This window comes from Spiroplasma endosymbiont of Lonchoptera lutea (assembly GCF_964019715.1).
Classification (GTDB): Bacteria; Bacillota_I; Bacilli_A; order Mycoplasmatales; family Nriv7; genus Nriv7.
Window position 1 is genome coordinate 814,188 of sequence record NZ_OZ026463.1, and the last position, 20,010, is coordinate 834,197.

Annotated in this window: 26 protein-coding genes and 1 pseudogene; 23 read left to right on the forward strand and 4 right to left on the reverse strand. The window is 27.0% G+C overall.

Going from position 1 to position 20,010, the window contains the following annotated elements; all coding sequences use genetic code 4:
* Positions 1–8 precede the first annotated feature (8 nt).
* Positions 9–3,704: pseudogene (locus AACK97_RS04645) on the reverse strand (DNA-directed RNA polymerase subunit beta); the annotation flags it as partial.
* Between the two features lie 254 nt (positions 3,705–3,958).
* Between AACK97_RS04645 and AACK97_RS04650 the strand changes: the two are divergent.
* Entirely contained in the window at positions 3,959–4,093 is a 135-nt protein-coding gene (locus AACK97_RS04650) for a hypothetical protein (RefSeq protein WP_338966916.1), read from the forward strand.
* A 13-nt stretch (positions 4,094–4,106) separates the two neighbouring features.
* Here the strand turns inward: AACK97_RS04650 and AACK97_RS04655 are convergent, their stop codons facing one another.
* Positions 4,107–4,418 (reverse strand): hypothetical protein, encoded by a 312-nt coding sequence (locus AACK97_RS04655; RefSeq protein WP_338966918.1) that lies wholly within the window; start codon positions 4,416–4,418, stop codon positions 4,107–4,109.
* A gap of 313 nt (positions 4,419–4,731) precedes the next feature.
* On the opposite strand from AACK97_RS04655, the gene AACK97_RS04660 reads away from it, so the two are divergent.
* The 12 genes from AACK97_RS04660 (at position 4,732) to AACK97_RS04715 (ending at position 12,344) form a co-directional block, all read left to right on the forward strand.
* Positions 4,732–5,031: a hypothetical protein gene (locus AACK97_RS04660; RefSeq protein ID WP_338966919.1), complete on the forward strand. Its 300-nt coding sequence runs from the start codon at positions 4,732–4,734 to the stop codon at positions 5,029–5,031.
* A 132-nt stretch (positions 5,032–5,163) separates the two neighbouring features.
* Positions 5,164–6,006, forward strand: coding sequence for a rolling circle replication-associated protein (locus tag AACK97_RS04665; RefSeq protein WP_338966921.1), 843 nt, complete (start codon positions 5,164–5,166; stop codon positions 6,004–6,006).
* 10 nt (positions 6,007–6,016) lie between these two features.
* Positions 6,017–6,379, forward strand: a complete 363-nt coding sequence (locus tag AACK97_RS04670) for a hypothetical protein (RefSeq protein ID WP_338966923.1) — start codon at positions 6,017–6,019, stop codon at positions 6,377–6,379.
* Positions 6,379–6,603, forward strand: a complete 225-nt coding sequence (locus tag AACK97_RS04675) for a hypothetical protein (protein WP_338966809.1) — start codon at positions 6,379–6,381, stop codon at positions 6,601–6,603. Before AACK97_RS04670 ends, AACK97_RS04675 begins: the two co-directional genes overlap by 1 nt.
* Before the next feature lie 160 nt (positions 6,604–6,763).
* Positions 6,764–6,997: a hypothetical protein gene (locus tag AACK97_RS04680; RefSeq protein ID WP_338966808.1), complete on the forward strand. Its 234-nt coding sequence runs from the start codon at positions 6,764–6,766 to the stop codon at positions 6,995–6,997.
* 42 nt (positions 6,998–7,039) lie between these two features.
* Positions 7,040–7,279 (forward strand): hypothetical protein, encoded by a 240-nt coding sequence (locus AACK97_RS04685; RefSeq protein ID WP_338966925.1) that lies wholly within the window; start codon positions 7,040–7,042, stop codon positions 7,277–7,279.
* 30 nt (positions 7,280–7,309) lie between these two features.
* The gene (locus AACK97_RS04690; protein WP_338966927.1) at positions 7,310–8,305 is read left to right on the forward strand and encodes a hypothetical protein; all 996 of its coding nucleotides are present in this window, start codon (positions 7,310–7,312) and stop codon (positions 8,303–8,305) included.
* 38 nt (positions 8,306–8,343) lie between these two features.
* Positions 8,344–8,577, forward strand: a complete 234-nt coding sequence (locus tag AACK97_RS04695; RefSeq protein WP_338966929.1) for a hypothetical protein — start codon at positions 8,344–8,346, stop codon at positions 8,575–8,577.
* Positions 8,577–8,822, forward strand: a complete 246-nt coding sequence (locus AACK97_RS04700) for a hypothetical protein (protein WP_338966931.1) — start codon at positions 8,577–8,579, stop codon at positions 8,820–8,822. The genes AACK97_RS04695 and AACK97_RS04700 overlap by 1 nt, the downstream gene beginning before the upstream one ends.
* A gap of 24 nt (positions 8,823–8,846) precedes the next feature.
* Positions 8,847–10,715: a hypothetical protein gene (locus AACK97_RS04705; protein ID WP_338966933.1), complete on the forward strand. Its 1,869-nt coding sequence runs from the start codon at positions 8,847–8,849 to the stop codon at positions 10,713–10,715.
* A 53-nt stretch (positions 10,716–10,768) separates the two neighbouring features.
* Entirely contained in the window at positions 10,769–11,185 is a 417-nt protein-coding gene (locus AACK97_RS04710) for a hypothetical protein (RefSeq protein WP_338966936.1), read from the forward strand.
* A gap of 76 nt (positions 11,186–11,261) precedes the next feature.
* The gene (locus AACK97_RS04715) at positions 11,262–12,344 is read left to right on the forward strand and encodes a DDE-type integrase/transposase/recombinase (RefSeq protein WP_338966938.1); all 1,083 of its coding nucleotides are present in this window, start codon (positions 11,262–11,264) and stop codon (positions 12,342–12,344) included.
* A gap of 100 nt (positions 12,345–12,444) precedes the next feature.
* On the opposite strand, the gene AACK97_RS04720 is transcribed toward AACK97_RS04715, so the two are convergent.
* Entirely contained in the window at positions 12,445–13,086 is a 642-nt protein-coding gene (locus tag AACK97_RS04720) for a hypothetical protein (protein ID WP_338966940.1), read from the reverse strand.
* Between the two features lie 391 nt (positions 13,087–13,477).
* Here AACK97_RS04720 and AACK97_RS04725 point away from each other — a divergent pair, with 391 nt between their 5' ends.
* The gene (locus tag AACK97_RS04725; RefSeq protein WP_338966916.1) at positions 13,478–13,612 is read left to right on the forward strand and encodes a hypothetical protein; all 135 of its coding nucleotides are present in this window, start codon (positions 13,478–13,480) and stop codon (positions 13,610–13,612) included.
* A gap of 13 nt (positions 13,613–13,625) precedes the next feature.
* Here the strand turns inward: AACK97_RS04725 and AACK97_RS04730 are convergent, their stop codons facing one another.
* A complete protein-coding gene (locus AACK97_RS04730) occupies positions 13,626–13,937 on the reverse strand; it encodes a hypothetical protein (protein WP_338966942.1) in 312 nt (103 codons plus the stop codon).
* Positions 13,938–14,250: 313 nt separating this feature from the next.
* Between AACK97_RS04730 and AACK97_RS04735 the strand changes: the two genes are divergently transcribed.
* The 9 genes from AACK97_RS04735 to AACK97_RS04775 all read left to right on the forward strand — a co-directional run bounded on the left by AACK97_RS04735 (position 14,251) and on the right by AACK97_RS04775 (position 19,956).
* Complete coding sequence (locus AACK97_RS04735) at positions 14,251–14,550, forward strand: hypothetical protein (protein ID WP_338966919.1); 300 nt, start codon at positions 14,251–14,253, stop codon at positions 14,548–14,550.
* Between the two features lie 132 nt (positions 14,551–14,682).
* Positions 14,683–15,525, forward strand: coding sequence for a rolling circle replication-associated protein (locus AACK97_RS04740; RefSeq protein WP_338966944.1), 843 nt, complete (start codon positions 14,683–14,685; stop codon positions 15,523–15,525).
* Between the two features lie 73 nt (positions 15,526–15,598).
* Positions 15,599–15,811 (forward strand): hypothetical protein, encoded by a 213-nt coding sequence (locus AACK97_RS04745; RefSeq protein ID WP_338966947.1) that lies wholly within the window; start codon positions 15,599–15,601, stop codon positions 15,809–15,811.
* A gap of 164 nt (positions 15,812–15,975) precedes the next feature.
* The gene (locus tag AACK97_RS04750) at positions 15,976–16,206 is read left to right on the forward strand and encodes a hypothetical protein (RefSeq protein ID WP_338966950.1); all 231 of its coding nucleotides are present in this window, start codon (positions 15,976–15,978) and stop codon (positions 16,204–16,206) included.
* A gap of 15 nt (positions 16,207–16,221) precedes the next feature.
* Positions 16,222–16,464 carry a hypothetical protein gene (locus AACK97_RS04755; RefSeq protein ID WP_338966953.1) on the forward strand — a complete coding sequence of 81 codons (243 nt, stop codon included), beginning with the start codon at positions 16,222–16,224 and terminating at the stop codon, positions 16,462–16,464.
* Positions 16,465–16,492: 28 nt separating this feature from the next.
* Positions 16,493–17,485: a hypothetical protein gene (locus tag AACK97_RS04760; RefSeq protein WP_338966955.1), complete on the forward strand. Its 993-nt coding sequence runs from the start codon at positions 16,493–16,495 to the stop codon at positions 17,483–17,485.
* Between the two features lie 13 nt (positions 17,486–17,498).
* Entirely contained in the window at positions 17,499–17,825 is a 327-nt protein-coding gene (locus AACK97_RS04765) for a hypothetical protein (RefSeq protein WP_338966957.1), read from the forward strand.
* A 10-nt stretch (positions 17,826–17,835) separates the two neighbouring features.
* Positions 17,836–18,081: a hypothetical protein gene (locus tag AACK97_RS04770; RefSeq protein ID WP_338966959.1), complete on the forward strand. Its 246-nt coding sequence runs from the start codon at positions 17,836–17,838 to the stop codon at positions 18,079–18,081.
* A gap of 24 nt (positions 18,082–18,105) precedes the next feature.
* Complete coding sequence (locus tag AACK97_RS04775; protein ID WP_338966962.1) at positions 18,106–19,956, forward strand: hypothetical protein; 1,851 nt, start codon at positions 18,106–18,108, stop codon at positions 19,954–19,956.
* Positions 19,957–20,010: the final 54 nt, after the last annotated feature.

Here is a 20,010-nt window from a genome sequence, read left to right on the forward strand (position 1 = left end):
TTACTTTCTTCATCTTCTTCATAATTTAACATCTTATGTTCTTTACCATCTTTAGTTTTTAAAACAACATTGATTGATAAACCTTGTAATTCTTTAATTAAAACATTAAATGACTCAGGAATTCCTGACAATGGCAATTTTTCACCCTTAGCAATTTTAGTATATAACTTCGTTCTTCCAATAATATCATCAGATTTAATTGTTAATATTTCTCTTAAAGTATGAGCCGCCCCATAAGCTTCCAAAGCTCATACTTCCATTTCTCCAAATCTTTGGCCACCATTTTGTGCTTTTCCACCTAATGGTTGTTGAGTGATTAAAGAATATGGCCCAACATTACGAGCATGAATTTTATCTTCCACCATATGTGATAGTTTTAACATATACATTACACCAACAGATATTTTATTACCAAATGTTTCACCTGTTTGACCATCAATTAAAGTTTCTTTTCCAAAATTATCCATCTTGGCTTCTGTCATAATGGCAATTAATTCTTCATTACTTACGCCTTCAAAAACTGGGGTAGCTACTTTTAACCCTAACTTTTTAGCAGCCATTCCCAAATGTAATTCTAGTACTTGACCAATATTCATTCGCGAAGGAACTCCTAAAGGATTTAACATAATATCTACAGGTGTACCATCAATAAGATGGGGCATATCTTCAATCGGTAAAACTTTAGAAATAACACCCTTATTACCGTGTCTTCCCGCCATTTTATCACCTTCTTGAATTTTTCGTTTTTGAACAACATAGATTTTAACAATTTCTAATACCGAAACTGGTAAATCATGTCCATCTTTACGAGAAAATCTTTTCACAGCTTGAATAATTCCCGCACCACCATTTGGAACAATTAAAGAATTATCTTTAACATTACGAGACTTTTCACCAAAAATAGCTTGTAATAATTTATCTTCTGCTGACAGTTGGGTTTGTCCTTTAGGTGTTACTTTCCCAACAAGAATATCGCCTTCTTTAACTTCCGCACCAACCATTACAATCCCATCAGCATCTAAATAACGACGCATACTATCTGGAATATTAGGAATTTCACGAGTTATTTCTTCTTCACCTTGTTTTGTTTGGCGACGTTCAATAGTATATTCTTCAATATGAATTGATGTAAAGACATCATCATATACTAAGCGTTCACTAATAATAATCGCATCTTCATAGTTATAACCATTTCAAGTTGTAAATGCCACCATAACATTTTGACCTAACGCTAATTCACCTTTTTCCATTGAAGCACCATCAGCTAAAATTTGACCTTTGCTAACAGTATCACCTGGTTTTACCAATGGTGAATGAATTAAAGCCGTACTACTATTACTACGACCAAAACTATTTAATTCATAAACTTTAACTCGTTCCTTATGCTTAATAGTAATTTTTTTACTATCAACATAATCAACAATTCCATCATCTAAAGAAATAATTGCTAATCCTGAATCTCTAGCAGCAGCATGCTCCATACCCGTACCTACTAACGGTGATTGTGGTTTAATTAAAGGGATTGCTTGACGTTGCATATTAGCGCCCATTAAAGCACGGTTAGCATCATCATTTTCTAAAAAAGGAATACAAGATGTCGCAATGGAAACAATTTGTCGTGGTGAAACATCAATATAATCAACTTCATTGTTAGGCGCAATAATATTTTCACCACTAAAACGAGCAGCAACTTGCTTTTCAATAATCTTTCCTTGATCATCAATTGCAATATTTGCTTGACTAATAACATAATTTTTTTCTTGATCTGCCGTTAAATAATGATTAACTTCAAATACAATACCATTATTTACTTTCCGATATGGCGTTTCAATAAAACCATATTTATTAATATGAGCGTAAGTTGATAAATTATTAATTAAACCAATATTTGGTCCTTCAGGAGTTTCAATCGGACAAATTCTGCCATAATGCGAGTAGTGCACATCACGAACTTCTATACCAGCTCGTTCACGAGATAATCCCCCCGGACCTAACGCAGTAATTCTTCTTTTATTAGTTAACTCTGATAACGGATTAGTTTGATCCATAAACTGTGATAACTGTGATAAGTTAAAAAACTCACCAATAACAGCTGTTAACGGTTTATTATTAATAATATTTGATGGCTTAATAACAGAACTATCAGCAGTTGACATCTTTTCTTTAACATTTTTTTCAATTCTTGCCATCCCAATCCGAAATTGATTTTGTAATAACTCACCAACTGTTCGCACACGACGATTACCTAAATGATCAATATCATCAATATTTCCCAAATCTTTAGTTATATTTAATAAATATGAAAAAGAAGCAATAATATCTGGAATCGTAATATGTTCCATTTTATTACTTGGATCAACACCTAAAATTGCAATACTATCATCAGGATTAATCATTTCATTATTAGCATAAACTAAAACTCTTTGAATTTTATTATGACTTTTAATATCTGGATGAAAATTAATTTCTTGCAACATTGCCCCAGCATTTAAAATCGTATGCAACAATTCTAAATCTTTTTTAGTAATTAAATATCCCTTTTTAAAAACAACATTACCTTTAACATCTTTAATATCTTCAGCCAAAATCCGATTTAATAACCGATCAACAATTGATAACTTTTGAATCAATTTAAATCGGCCGGCTTTAGTTAAATCATATTTTCTTTTATCAAATAATAATCCAAAAAGAAACTTACTAGCACCATCAACAGTTGCTGTTTCCCCTGATCGAATTTTTTTATAAATTTCTTGAACCGCAAATTCTCAACTATCTTTTTCTAAACCACTAATATAATCACTTTCATAAGTGTCAATTAATAACTGATCATCATTATACAATGCTAATAAATCATCTTTTTTTAAACCTAATGCTGTAAACAAAACAGTAGCATTAGTTTTTCGTGACTTATCAATTTTTACTTGAAAAATATGTTTATATAAATTATTTTGTTTATTTTTAACCTTTTTAATATGACTTTCAAACTCTAATCATGTTCCCCGTGAAGGGATAATATCATTAAAATAAATAATTTTTCCTGTTTTCAGATCAATATTCTTTTTGTAATAACTTCCTGGCGATCTTACTAATTGCGAAACAACAACCTTTTCACTACCATTAATAATAAAAGTTCCTTTATCGGTCATCAACGGAAAATCACCTAAAAAAACTTCACCGGCTCTTCAAAGGGTATAATCAACTAACATTTCTTCTTCATTTTGCTTTTTAATAATAATTTCAATAGCAATTTTATCATCAGCATTAATATCTTCAAAATAAAAAACATTATCATCTTGTTTTGATAATACTGGATTTTTAAAACCAAATTCTTCTCTTACTCATAATAACATTGCTTGATCTGGCGTTTTAGCAATTTGACTATTAATTCTTTCATCATCTTTAATAACAGTTAATTGCAATTTAGCATAAATTGGTACTTCATAAATCTTTGATTCTTCTTGTGCTTGTTTTAAGTTGCGTCGTGGTTTTTTTACTTCTCAACTTAACAATGATAATATTGTCTTACCTTCAGGGTCAGTTATTGGAAATATTTCATCAAAAACCTCCTGAATGCCATCTTTCATAAATCATTGATAATTATCAGTTTGTACTTCAATCAAATTGGGTAATTCTAATTTCCCTGAAACTTTGGAATAATCTCTTCTTTGAACATAATCTCCAAAATGTTTCATCTTAAATGCCATTAACAAATCCCCCTTGTTTTTCATAACTAAAACTATATAATTTTATACTAATTATACTCTTAAATCAATACATACTTTTGATAAGGTTGTAGAAACCATATACATATGACAAGATTTTGTTTTCTACAAACTTTTAGGGGGTGTTTTCTTTTGGCAGTAATATTTTGTATTGAATGCGACAACGAAAGCTATATCGTTGGCAATAAAAATACAGTTGGAATCTGTAATTCTTGCGATGAAAAGGGGTTTTAATTTTGAAAGAAACGATAGATTATAAAATATGTCGTTGGTGTTTGCATATTAGAAACTTAGGAAATCACGATGCTTGTGATAAAAAATTTATTAATCATATTAAAAAAATATTAAAAAATAAAAATAAAGCACACTAAAAAAGTAAGAAATTTATTTTTTAAACCTATAAAAAATTAAATATAGAATTCAAACAATACCAATAATAAATTGAACTACAAATCAACCTTCTTCTTTAAATAAATAAACTCATTTTAAATCTTGAAATTTAAAATTTCAATTAAAAAATCAAACCATAGCATATAATGCTTGTCCAAATGAATTATCTTTATCCGGAGTTCAAAAATAAGCAACTCCTTGTAAAATTCAACCTATTCAAATAGTTATGCCAAAATAATTAAGATTAACTTCTAAAAAGCAAATTATCTTATCTGAAATATCTTCTAATTTATCTAATAAATACATATAAAACCTCCTAATTTTAAAAAGAATAAAAGGATAAAAAAAGAAAATGAAAACTGTAAATAAATTTATAAAAAAATATTGATGAATAATACTTAATTACATTATATTCATATCTTTAAGTATAGTTTTATTATTACATACAGATATTGAAAATTTGCAACAATTTATTAAAAATTTTGGAGCAATTGGTAGGTTAATGATTATAGGTTATTCATTAGTATGAGTAACCATAACACAAATAGTGAACTGTTTAATTCGTTTTGTATTAAAAAAAATCAAAATTAAAAGAAAAATAAAAGGAATTTAAAAAATAATGTTTAAAGTTAAATTAGTTAGTATAAAAAGAAAAATATTTAAAAATAAAGATGGCTCTACGATGTCAGGATATTCTGCCGAATTTTTGCGTTATGAAAATGACTTATTTGAGCCTACCGGCGAACAAAAAGCCTTATGAATTGATGATAATAATTTAGAACAACAAGAAATTTATAAATTGTTAAAAGAAAATGTTAAATCATTTTTTAGTTGCGAATTAACTTTTGATAAAAACCCCAAAATAGTTAATTTGCAAAAAATTGAATTAGAAAAAAATCAAAAAAACTTGTCCAGTTAATTGATAATCACTTCGGTCTGCGAAGCGGTGCGGAAAGCGTATGCTCCGCCCGCTTAGCGGGTAGTCGGCGAAGCCGACTATTACTTGATTAAATAACATAACTGGCGAAAATCTAAAACCGGAGAATAAAATATGAATTTACAACCTCAAAATCCGACTGATTTTTATATGAAAACGATTTATTACGGTCAATATATTCGTAATATTGTTATGCCTTTAGAACGCATTAAAGCAAATAACCGCAATGCTAGCGGTTTAAAAAATAAAGGTAATTGTGATACAAAACTGTTTAATAGCAATATTCGTGCAAAATCTAATGTTATTAGGAAGGCATATCATAATTTTTGAGACTGCAAAAAACTTACATTCTTAACTCTTACTTATGCTGATGTTAATGAATTTGACATTAGAAAATGTAAGCGTGATTTAAATAAATTTTTTAAAAAATTAAAATATTGATTTAAAGTTAAAAATAAAAATATTAAGTATTTGTATACATATGAATATCAGAAAAGAGGCGTTATTCATTTTCATATTTTAATCACCGAAAAAATACCCCATAAAATTATTTTACAATTTTGACCTTACGGAATTAATAAAAATATTAGAGTTCGTGAAAACACTAATGAAATGGTTGTAAAATATTGCTCCAAATATATAACTAAAAATGTCCTGAATGAAAAATCATTAAATCAGTATGATTTAAATATCAAGGCTTATCAATTCTCTTATAACTGTCAAAACCCCATTACTAGAAAACAAATATTTACCGATACTTTGAATAATATTGTTAATAGAACCGTAAATTCTGAATTTGTAAAGTACTTAAAATCAAAAGTTAATAAATTTAAAACTAAAATGTGCGGAGCAATCTATGAATTTAAAAATATTAATTATGTAGGCTTTGAAAGTGAAAATTATACTTCGTTAGAAAGTTTAAGATTTAGAAATCAACTAAGAAAAACGAAACATTAGGAGTTAAAAAATGAAAGAAAAAATGCAATTAAAAATAAGAATTAAAAATTGATTTAAAAATCATTGGTTAAAAATATTGCTTAGCATTGTTTTTATCTTTATAAACTTAATACTTTGAGCTTTAACTTTATTGGATACTAAGTGAGTGATGGGAACAAATGGTGAATTTATTGATTTTATTGAAAAAGATATGTATAAGTTTTTTGGTTTAAATACCGCAATTATGTTGCTTGGATTATTTGTTTATTGATTTGGTAGTGCGATATTTATTGCTTTTAAAGTTGAAAAATTAGTTTGACTTATTGTTAAGAAGATTAAGGAAAAAAGAGCTTTGAAAAATAAAACTTTAAATAGAAAGGAAATTGAAAAATAATGGCAATATTTAGTCTAATATGTTTTATCTTATTAACCTTATTACTCGCTTTTGCTGTTGCTTGGGGTTTGTGGCGTTGAATGAACGATGTTAAAAAGTATGGTAAACAAGCAAAAGAAATTAAAGGGGATTTTAGTAAAAAAGAAAAACGCTTCATTGTTAAATTATCTTATTTAACTGAAAAAAATGACAAACAAAATCAAGAAACTCAAACGAAAGGATAAAATAAATGTTAAAAGATGTAATTATTAAGTTAATTGATTTACTTTATCCAACTGCCGATTTACCGCCCCAAGTAGTATTTTTGTTCTCAATTCTTGTAATCATTGTGTTATTTGCCAGTTTCATTGGTATTCTCTTTCTTCCGATTAAGTGTTTATTTCAATGTTTCTAGTTGTTTGAAAAGATTTAAATTGAGAACAAATTAAACAAACTTTCTGAGATTTGTTTATCCAAATTACAACTATTCCAGCTCATATTACTGGCGGTAAAGAAATTAATTTAACTGAAGAACCACTTTGACTTTTAACAACCAACATCGCTTTTTGATTACTAACAACAGTTATTATCTTATTTATGTTGATTTTATTTTATAAAGTTAAATCTTATTTTTGTTAATAAATATAGGATAAATATTTTGAAAAGAAAGGGGGTGATTATATGTTTACAACTTTCTTAGCTGATGCACCAGTAGCAATTACCGGAAAACAAGCCATTAGTAATTTGTGAGATAGTATGGTAGGACTTTTTGGAAAAATCTGAAGCGACATTATCAGTGGGCAAATGCCATTAGTAGTAGATTTCTTTGCTACTTATTGAATTTTTTTATTTCCGGCAATTGTTGGATTATTCTTATTTGCTTTTGGAATGTTTGAAAAACTACTATTAAGAGTTCGTTAATAGTAATTAAAAAAATAAAGGAGTGCGATAATGCTTAAATTTCTAAAAAATATCTGTGAAAAAATCAATGACTTTGTTAGCTTAAATCGCACTTTCTTTATTATTTCTTGATATTATTATGCTTTTCTTGTTGTTATTAATCCACAATATTGAGTTTCATTTTTTCATATCATCGGTATTATCTTAAATTGTTTAATTTTAATTACTAAATTTATGCAATGAGTTAATCGTAAATCTTTTATTAATTTTTTATTCAAATCACCATTAAATATTGTGATTGGTTCATTGGGAACTGGAAAAACTGCTTTATTAGTTTTTGCTTCAAAACTTTTAGGTAAGAAAAAATGAAAGACGGCTTCAACATTTCCAATTTTAGACCAACAAATGTTATCTTTGGGGCATATGTCGTTATTGGATAATGAATATCCAATATTAGAAGAAAAACATTTATTGTTATGAGACGAAACCAATTTATTTTTAGAAGGAACCGATTATAAAGAAAATGATAAATCAACCCAAGGTTTACAAGAATATTTTGCTCTTGTTAGACATTTTGGTCATATTGTTCTAGCCAGTGGCCAACGCCCTGAACATATTTGGGTTAAAGTTAGAGATATTGCTAATTCGGTTATTGTTGGTATTACTAAGAAATCAGTTAATTTTTTTCGCCCCTACCTAAAGGTTGTCTATGGCACTTTTAAATCTGTAGAAGAATACGAACGCTGACGCACGAGTTTAATTGATGCTAAAAATAATAAAAAAGGTCGTAAAACTAAATATCGTAATATTCCGGAATTAGATATCTACTTTTTTAAATTAAAAATTCCAATGTCCGTTTTAGAGTGTTACGACAATAAGTATTTATCTTTTTTACGCCCCGTTGCTAATCGCGTTGTTGTTGATACTTATGAAGATAAGTTTTATGAAACTACTGAAGTTGATTTAGAAATATTAAAATACCTTAAAATGGAAAAATTTAGTCGTATTATGGAATTACTAAAAAGTAATTTGAAAGATAGGAATTAACTATCATATTATTTTAATCTAAGAAAGGATACTTAATTATGGCAAATCTAGAAAAGATGGCATCATTTTTTGCAGATATTATTTATAAAGTTTTTGATTTAATTTGAAGTATGACTATTCCCGGCACCGGAATTCGGATTATCATTATTCCTTTAATCTCTTTAATTGTTAACTTTGTCTTTGTTGCTATTTTAGGTATTGGAATGCAAGCCAAAGAAAGCTATAGAAAGGCAAGAACTAATAAATCTGTTAAAGAGTGAGGTAAGAAATAATGTTTAAACTAGTTATAATTTTTCTTTTAATTACCGTTTTTTCTATCTTTGCTTTTGATGAATTTCTTGGTTTATGGCGTTTTGTAAATGAAGGGTTGGAATATTTTAATAAAGTTATTGTGGCTAACAGTGAATTTTTACAATTATTTAAACCAATGATTAGGTTATTTTCTCAACACCCAATTTTTATTATCATTGGAACAATTGGTATTTTATCAACAATATACTTTATTTTAAGAAATTAAACGCAAAAGAAAGGACAAATAGATATGTATAAATTTATGTCGTGGTTAGTTATCGCTTTTATTGGTTTAGTCCCTCTAGGTGCTTTCTTTGATACAAAACAACCACTAAAACCTAATATGGAACAATCCTTTATGAAACGAGAAAAACGAGCCACCAATCCCAGTCAATGTGGTAATAGCTGTAAGTTGGAGTTTGCTAGTATTAAAAATAGTTATGTTTTTAAATGGCCGGCTCTTGGTTTTGTTTGAAATACTGATGATAAATTAGATGATTTGCCTCAAGATGTTTCTGCTCTTACAATTCCTGAAGGCGGTAATATGTCTGGTTATGTTTTTAATTTTTATAAAAAAAATATGACTAAAATTGTTAATGTTAATCGCGAATATGATAAATATTATATTGATAAAATTGTTAATGTAAAAATTACAATTGTAAAAGCTTCAGCTTTGAACAGACATGATAGGCGTGCTGGTTATATAATTACCTCATTTTCTGCCGAAATGCCTCCTTTACCTGAAAAAGATAATGAACAACCATTACCAACAGCAATAACTAAAAATGATGGTGAATACCAGTATAATCAATTTCAAGATAAGTTAGATTATTTGATGATACAACGCCGAGATTTTGATAAATTTAATTACTCTTATCTATATTGAGTCCCCATTTTTAATTTCTTTGACGATAATTTTAAATATATGAATAAAATTTCAATTAAATTAAATGGTTTTAAACAAAATAGTAAATTTAATTTAAGTCGCAAAAATTCATATCCTAAACCTGATATGATGGAAAAAGTTATTTTTAGAGAACTTTCCTTTTCTAGTTTTGGTGATGTTATTACTATAAAAACTGAGCATGGTAGCATTGTGGGTTGTAATGAGTTTTTAGAAAATGGTAAATCGCTTTGAAAATCTGGCTCGCGAACAAGTTTTGGAGGAGATTTTATTAATACCTTTTTTGGACAAGTTAATTATTATGGTAACACCTTTCATTTTTTACGTTATGATGATAAATTAAAAACTGATTTTAAAGATTTTATGCTTTATTACCAAAAAGATTTAACTATTGATTTTATTGATGCGTTATTTAATAAACTTTATAAAGTTTTAGGTGAGTTTTTTGTACAATTCTTTTATGCAAGTTTTGATATGGATGCTTCTACTTATGTAGAATTAGATTACAAAGGAATGCAACAAATTCCTAAAAATGTTTTACAAATGGGCTTTTTCTATCGTTCCTTAATTACTTTTTATCCCAAACAGTACTTAATTAACTTTGGTTCAACAATCGAAAATAGTAAGAATATGATTTTTCGTTCCTATTTTTTTGTTAAAGATAAACAAATTGCTAATGGTTTTAACACTGGTAAAAGTTCTTATCAAATAAATTTTAATGTGTTAAAAGCATATGATAACCAATTATGGAATGCTACTAGTAATAAACTGCATTTTTATAATGCTAAAGTCGATGTAATGTATGGGATTAATATTTTTACGCTAACTTTTCCACTATATAAAAATAAAAGTGAAAACACTGAATATCATTATTCTTTATACGATTTTAACATTTTGAATTCAACAGCTTTTATTGGCGGTGGCATAAGTGGTAATATGGATGACTTAATTCCTACACCCAATTGTTCTTATTGAGGTTTATTTAGTGCGATATCGTGTGGTATTCAGCACGCTTCTGTTAGTGTGTTGAATTGATTGCTTGGTCTTTCTGGGATTAATCTTTTAATTCGTCCTCTTGCTGACATTGCCAAAACAACGATTAATTTTACCAAAACCGCCTTTCCAGTGTTTGAAGTTATTCCGGCATTTCAGATGTTATTTGAATTTGTAGTGCCGTTAGCAATCTTATTAATGATATTAAAAAAGTTCTCTTAAATATTGCCAATATTTTTTATAATATAATTCCTTTGAAAGGAGGATTTTTCTTTATGCAAAAATTTTTATCAGCTTTAAATTTAGTATGTATAATTTTTATTTCGGGATGTAGTAAAAATAGTAATATTTTAAATAAATATGATTTAAAATTTGCTAGTATTCAAAATAGTTATGTTTTTAAATGGCTGGCTCTTGGTTTTGTTTGAAATACTGATGATAAATTAGATGATTTGCCTCAAGATGTTTCTGCTCTTACAATTCCTGAAGGCGGTAATATGTCTGGTTATGTTTTTAATTTTTATAAAAAAAATATGACTAAAATTGTTAATGTTAATGGCGAATATGATAAATATTATATTGATAAAATTGTTAATGTAAAAATTACAATTGTAAAAGCTTCAGCTTTAGACAGGAGTGATAGGCGTGCTGGTTATATAATTACCTCATTTTCTGCCGAATTACCTCATTAATTTAGTAATTTAATAACCATTCTTGAAAATCGTATTTTTTGTAATACGGTTTTCTTAATTTAAGGAGTTTAAAAAAATGAAATATATTATTTCCCAAGCTGATTTAGCAGATTTAAAAGCAAAAATCCAAAGTTGACTAAGTGCTAATTGCCGTAATCCTTATTACTATAAAACTAAAAAACGCATTACGGCTTATTTAAATTTATGTACTTATTTCTATATTGAAGAGACAACTTTAACAAAACTTATTAAAAAATATTTTAAGAATGCAACGAAAACCTTTTATCGTTGGGCAGAAAAAATTATGACCGCTTATTATTCTGACAATTTAGATTTGTTATTGTTTAAAACCACAAAACCACAAAATCTTAATTATCAATATAGTTTAAATTCTCGCAAAAAAGTATGTGATTTATATTTTGATTATAAAAATCTTCAAGCTGGCGGAATCTGGTCTTTATTTAACAATTTAAAAATGGATTTTCACGATATTAAAAAATTAGAAATTCCGAAAAATATTAAAACTTTTTATCGCTGAATTAAATCTGACTCTCGTTGAAAAGAATTAAAACAACAAATCAAACAAACAAAACGCCATTTTAAGCGTTATGAAGTTTATGAGATTGGTCTTTTACAAATGGATGCCAAAATAATTACCACATCAAATTTTCCGGTTGATAAAAAATATTACATTTATGATTTCATTGACGAAATGACACGCATAGTATTTGGTTATGTTTACGATAGTTTAGGAACTAACAATGCCCTTAATGCCATGCAAAGAGCAATGAAAGATTTTAGCGAACTTGGCATAACAATTAAACGCCTTCGTACTGATAATGCTCCGGAATTTACCACTACTAATTGAAGCAATAAAAAAGCATATAAAGTAAAAGAAAGGCCTTTTACAACCTTTCTTTCGAGGAACGGAATTGTCCACGAAACCACACCAATCCGTTCTCCTCAGAGCAACGGAAAGATTGAACGATTCCATCAACATTATACCAAATTATTTTATGCTAAGGATAAAAAATTAAATCAAAACGAACTTCAACATTATTTAAACAAATATTATTACTTTTATAATTTTGAACGCCATCATTCATCTTTAAACAGTAAAACGCCTTTTCAAACATTGCAAAAATTTTTAACAAAGTAGTTTCTAGAAGTTTGAATAATTATTTTTTATAAAATATTTAACTTATTGTTACAATCGCTATTAAATTAAATATTTCTAGAATTAAAAGATTTTTTTAATTTTAATTATTTACAATTTTAGCAAAATTTATTCCTAAAACAGTTGTTAAGTGTCTATTAGTGGCTCCAGCACTATAAAGATAACTATAAACATAAATATTTAATTTTAATTCTTTATTATTTTCAATTCATAATCCTATTTCAATATCACAATCAACATCATATGAAGCAAATCAATATTGATTTGCTTTAACTAAAGTTCTTCAATATGCTTTATCACTACTATTGTTATGATTTATATCAACATTATTTAAATTAATTTTAATATCTCCAAATTTATCTTTCCCTACATTACCAAAAGTTTCTGGTGAATTTTCTTCTCCATAAGTGTTAATTATAATGTAAGGATATTTTTCTATAAATGAATTTCAATCAGAAGCATATTTAGTAAAATCTACTATATTTAATGTTTTCTTATCATTAAACCTTAAAGTATAACTTCAACTAGCATCTCCAGTTCTGCCATAATAATAATCATATTTTACTATTATATCATTATTAGCTTCTACTAAATAAGGACTTGTTGCTCGTTTTTCTCGTTTCATAAAAGATTGTTCTATTTTTCTTGGGGCATTGCCAACAATACCTGTCATTCCACTTCCTGCTATTGTTATTGTTCCTATAATTCCTAGTAATTTTTTCATAGTTAATCAAATTCCTTTCGTGAATTTTTACTAATTAATAAAATTTATAACACCTTTACCTTTACCTTTCTCCAAAAATTAATCTACAATCTCATTGCCTTGGCATCTAATTATAAGCCATTTTAAAAAATTTCTTGCATTATTTGATAATTTATCATCCCTTTTTTAAAAAACTTCTTGTACTTGTCATAAGTCTGTGGTATATTACATACTTTTGATAAGGTTGTAGAAACCATATACATATGACAAGATTTTGTTTTCTACAAACTTTTAGGGGGTGTTTTCTTTTGGCAGTAATATTTTGTATTGAATGCGACAACGAAAGCTATATCGTTGGCAATAAAAATACAGTTGGAATCTGTAATTCTTGCGATGAAAAGGGGTTTTAATTTTGAAAGAAACGATAGATTATAAAATATGTCGTTGGTGTTTGCATATTAGAAACTTAGGAAATCACGATGCTTGTGATAAAAAATTTATTAATCATATTAAAAAAATATTAAAAAATAAAAATAAAGCACACTAAAAAAGTAAGAAATTTATTTTTTAAACCTATAAAAAATTAAATATAGAATTCAAACAATACCAATAATAAATTGAACTACAAATCAACCTTCTTCTTTAAATAAATAAACTCATTTTAAATCTTGAAATTTTAAATTTCAATTAAAAAATCAAACCATAGCATATAATGCTTGTCCAAATGAATTATCTTTATCCGGAGTTCAAAAATAAGCAACTCCTTGTAAAATTCAACCTATTCAAATAGTTATGCCTAAATAATTAAGATTAACTTCTAAAAAGCAAATTATCTTATCTGAAATATCTTCTAATTTATCTAATAAATACATATAAAACCTCCTAATTTTAAAAATAATAAAAGGATAAAAAAAGAAAATGAAAACTGTAAATAAATTTATAAAAAAATATTGATGAATAATACTTAATTACATTATATTCATATCTTTAAGTATAGTTTTATTATTACATACAGATATTGAAAATTTGCAACAATTTATTAAAAATTTTGGAGCAATTGGTAGGTTAATGATTATAGGTTATTCATTAGTATGAGTAACCATAACACAAATAGTGAACTGTTTAATTCGTTTTGTATTAAAAAAAATCAAAATTAAAAGAAAAATAAAAGGAATTTAAAAAATAATGTTTAAAGTTAAATTAGTTAGTATAAAAAGAAAAATATTTAAAAATAAAGATGGCTCTACGATGTCAGGATATTCTGCCGAATTTTTGCGTTATGAAAATGACTTATTTGAGCCTACCGGCGAACAAAAAGCCTTATGAATTGATGATAATAATTTAGAACAACAAGAAATTTATAAATTGTTAAAAGAAAATGTTAAATCATTTTTTAGTTGCGAATTAACTTTTGATAAAAACCCCAAAATAGTTAATTTGCAAAAAATTGAATTAGAAAAAAATCAAAAAAACTTGTCCAGTTAATTGATAATCACTTCGGTCTGCGAAGCGGTGCGGAAAGCGTATGCTCCGCCCGCTTAGCGGGTAGTCGGCGAAGCCGACTATTACTTGATTAAATAACACAACTGGCGAAAATCTAAAACTGGAGCATAAAATATGAATTTACAACCTCAAAATCCGACTGATTTTTATATGAAAACGATTTATTACGGTCAATATATTCGCAATATTGTTATGCCTTTAGAACGCATCAAAGCAAATACTCGTAATGCTAACGGAGTTAAAAATAAGGGTAATTGTGATACAAAAATGCTTAATAGCAATATTCGTGCAAAATCTAATGTTATTCGGAAAGCATATCATAATTTTTGAGACTGTAAAAAACTTACATTCTTAACGCTTACTTATGCTGATGTTAATGAATTTGATATTAGAAAATGTAAGCGTGATTTAAATAAATTTTTTAAAAAATTAAAATACTGATTTAAAGTTAAAAATAAAAATATTAAGTACTTGTATACCTATGAATATCAGAAACGAGGCGTTATTCATTTTCATATTTTAATTACCGAAAAAATACCTCATAAAATTATTTTACAATTTTGACCTTACGGAATTAATAAAAATATTAGAGTTCGTGAAAACACTAATGAAATGGTTGTAAAATATTGCTCTAAATATATAACTAAAAATGTCCTGCACGAAAAGTCATTAAACCAGTATGACTTAAATATCAAGGCTTATCAATTCTCATATAACTGTCAAAATCCCATTACTAGAAAACAAGTATTTACCGATACTTTGAATAATATTGTTAAACGAACTGTAAATTCTGAATTTGTAAAATACTTAAAATCAACAGTTAATAACTTTAAAACCAAAATGTGCGGAGCAATCTATGAATTTAAAAATATTAATTATATAGACTTTGAAAGTGCAAATTATGCTTCATTAGAAAGTTTAAGATTTAGAAATCAACTAAGAAAAATGAAACATTAGGAGTTAAAAAATGAAAGAAAAATTGCAATTTAAAATAAGAATTAAAAATTAAAAAATTAAGGAGAAAAGAAAGATGAGTATATTTGGGTTAGTGTTCTTTACGATTTTAACATTATTACTAGCATACTATATTGCGGTTAATATTTATCGGTTTTTAAAAGATAAAAAGAAATACGGTAGTGAAGCAAAGCAGTTGCCAAAAGATTTTACTTATGCACAACGAATATTTATTGCAAAGTTTAAGCGAAATTTATTAGAACAAGATGAAAAAGAAATTAAAAAGTAGGTTTAGAAAATGTTTAAAAAAATAATTATTGAGTTAATTGAATTAATTTATCCAACTGCCGATTTACCACCCCAAGTTGTATTTTTGTTTTCAATTTTAATAATTGTAATGCTATTTTCGGCAATTATTTTTCTACTCTTTTGACCTTTTAAACGGTAATTATTATGTTTTTAGTTGCTTGAAAAGATTTAGATTGAGAAATGACAAAATTGTATTTTTGAGATTTATTTATTCAAATTAAAGTTATTCCGGCGTGAGTTTCTGGAAAAGAAATTGATTTAACCCAAGAACTACTTTGACTTTTAATAGCAAATATTGCGTTTTGAATGGTATTAGTATTCATTGTCTTATTTATGGTTATTTTATTTTATAAGGTTAAATCATATTTTGTTTAGAAAGGGGGTGATTATATGTTTAGAACTTTCTTAACAGAAGTAATTACGCCAGTCGCCGTTACGGGAGAACAAGCCGTTACTAACTTATGAAAAGCATTAATTAAAGCGTTTGGTAATATTTGAACCGATATTATTGGTGGTAATATGCCAAATGTTGTTAATTTCTTTGCTACATATTGAGTTTTCTTGCTTGGGGTGATTATTGGTTTATTTTTAATCGCTTTCAAAATGTTTGAAAAATTAATGCCCGGCAGATAATAATAAAAATAAAGAAAGTGTGATTTAAGTGATGCTATTGTTTAAGAAAATAAATTTAAGATTATATGATTTTGTTGCTTTAAATCGCACTTTATTTATTATTGCGTGATTTTATGGTGCGATTTTGCATTATTATAATCCCCAAAGTTGACGAATGTTATTTGATATTATTTATTTATTAATTGCTTTGTATGTTTTATATACTAAAATTTCTCATTTCTTTGCTCGTCGAAGTTTTATTAATTTCTTATTAAATTCACCCTTAAATTTAGTAATTGGTGCTTTAGGGACTGGAAAAACCGCTTTAATGGTTTTAGCTTCTTACTTATTAAGTGGTTGAAAAACGATTTCTACTTTTCCAATTACCAATAAACAAATGCTTTCATTAGGCCATATGTCTTTATTGGATTATAATTATCCAATTTTAGATGAAAAATCATTATTACTTTGAGATGAAACTAATTTATTTCTTGAAGGTACTGACTATAAAGAAAATGATAGAGTAACCCAGGGTTTACAAGAATATTTTGCTTCGGCTCGACAATTTACCCATATCGTATTAGCGAGCGGACAACGAGCTGAACATATATGAGTTAAAGTTCGTGATATTGCGAATTCAATAATTGTTGGCATTAGAAAAAAACCAGTTAGTATTTTCCGACCCTATTTACAAGTTATTTATGGCACTTTTAAATCGGTAAGCGAATACGAACAATGACGATTAACGCTAATTAATGCAAAAAATGATAAAAAAGGTCGCAAAATCAAATATCGTAGTATTCCGGAATTAGACATTTATTTCTTTAAATTGAAAATTCCGATGTCAATTTTAAATCTTTACGATAATAAATATTTATCATTCTTGCGTGAATTAAGTAATCGTGCTTTGAATGATAATTATCAGCATAAATTTTGAAATGATAATGTAATGGATATTGAAGCATTAGAATATTTAAAAATGGAAAAATTCAGCAAGATACTTACTAAGTTAAAAAATAATCTGAATAAGAAAAACAAGTAAAGGAGTTTAAAAAATGGAAAACTTAGAAAAAATGGCTAGTTTGATTGGCGATATGTTTTATAAAGTTTTTGATTTAATTTGAACTTTAACCATTCCCGGAACAGATATTCGTATTATTATTTTTCCGCTAATTATTCTTGTGATAAATCTTGTAATTGGTGGCATTTTAGGTATTCATATTGAACGACCAAAAGTTGGTTTTCGTAAAAAATATCGAAAATCAGTCGCTAATTGAGGAGCTAAGAAAAAATCATCTAGTGGTCCAATTAAGAAATTTAGTGGTAATAGTTCTAAAAATAGACCGTGAGCTAACCAACACGGACGGCGAATAAAAAGGTAGGTTTTAGAAAATGTTTAAATTAATAATATTATTTATTCTTGTTGCTGTTTTTTCTATTTTTGCTTTAAACGACTTTTTAGGTTTATGAGCCTATGTGCGTGAGGGTTTAGAATATTTTAATAAAGTTCTATCAAGTAATATTAAAATTTTAGAACTATTTAAACCAATGATAAGATTATTTTCTCAACATCCAATTTTCCAAATTTTAGGAACGATTTGTATTTTATCAACAATATACCTTATTTTAAGAAGTTAAACATAGAAGAAAGGACAAATAGATATGTATAAATTTATGTTGTGATTAATTATCGCTTTTATTGGTTTAGTTCCTCTAGGTGCCTTCTTTGATATAAAACAACCACCAAAACCTAATATGGAACAATCCTTTATGAAGCGAGAAAAACGAGCAACTAATACTAGTCAATGTGGTAATAGTTGTGAATTACAATTTGCTAGTTTATTAAACATTACTCTTGTTGTTGATTCTGGTGTTTATTTTGATTTATCTAAATTTGATATTGAATTACCTAATGATGTTAAAAATCAAAATAAAAATTATCCTAATCGTTTACCTTTTTTTATGGATAGTCAGGTTTTTCTACTTATAAAAGATTTTTTTCAAAAATATGGAACCTTTCAATCTATTGATAGTAAAAAAATTTATACTATTCCAAAAGTAGTTGATATTGTAATTAAATTAAGAAATTTAAGTCCTTATTCCTTAATCTTTTTCTCAGCAGAAATGCCACTACAATCAGAAAAAGATAACGAACAACCATTACCAACCGAAATAACTAAAAATGATGGTGAATATCAGTATAATCAGTTTCAAGATAAACTTGATTATTTAATGATACAACGCCGAGATTTTGATAAATTTAATTATAGTTATTTATATTGAGTACCCATTTTTAATTTCTTTGATGATAATTTTAAATATATGAATGAAATATCAATTAAGTTAAATGGCTTTAAACAGAATAGTAAATTTAGTTTAAGTCGCGAAAATTCATATCCACCAGGTTTCATTGAAGAAGTTATTTTTAGAGAACTTTCCTTTTCTAGTTTTGGTGATGTTATTACTATAAAAACTGAACATGGTAGCATTAGGGGTTATAATGAGATTTTAGAAAATGGTAACTCACTTTGAAAATCTGGCTCGCAAACAAGTTTTGGAAGAGATTTTATCAACACCTTTTTCGGACAAATTAATTATTATGGTAATACTTTCCATTTTTTACGCTATGATGACAAATTAAAGGCTGATTTTAAAGATTTTATACTTTATTATCAAAAAGATTTAACTATTGATTTTATTAACGGTTTATTTAACAAAATTTATAAAATTTTAGGTGAGTTTTTTGTACAATTCTTTTATGCGAGTTTTGATACAGATGCCTCTACTTATGTAGAATTAGATTACAAAGGGATGCAACAAATTCCTAAAAATGTTTTACAAATGGGTTTTTTCTATCGTTCCTTAATTACTTTTTATCCCAAACAGTATTTAATTAACTTTGGTTCAACAATTGAAAATAGTAAGAATATGATTTTTCGTTCTTATTTCTTTGTTAAAGATAAACAAATTACCAATGGTTTTAATACTGGTAAAAGTTCTTATCAAATAGATTTTAATGTGTTAAAAGCATATGATAACCAATTATGAAACGCTACTAGTAATAAACTGCATTTTTATAATGCTAAAGTTGATGTAATGTATGGGATTAATATTTTTACGCTAACTTTTCCACTATATAAAAAGAAAAGTGAAAACACTGAATATCATTATTCTTTATACGATTTTAACATTTTGAATTCAACGGCTTTTATTGGGGGTGGAATAAGCGGTAATATGAATGACTTAATTCCGACGCCCAACTGTTCTTATTGGGGTTTATTTAGTGCAATATCCTGTGGCATTCAGCACGCTTCTGTTAGTATGTTGAATTGATTGCTTGGCCTTTCTGGGATTAATCTTTTAATTCGCCCCATTGCAGATATTGCCAAAACAACAATTAACTTTACCAAAACTGCCTTTCCAGTGTTTGAAGTTATTCCGGCATTTCAGATGTTATTTGAATTTGTAGTTCCACTAGCAATCTTACTAATGATATTAAAAAAGTTCTCTTAAATATTGCCAATATTTTTATATAATATAATTCCTTTGAAAGGAGGATTTTTCTTT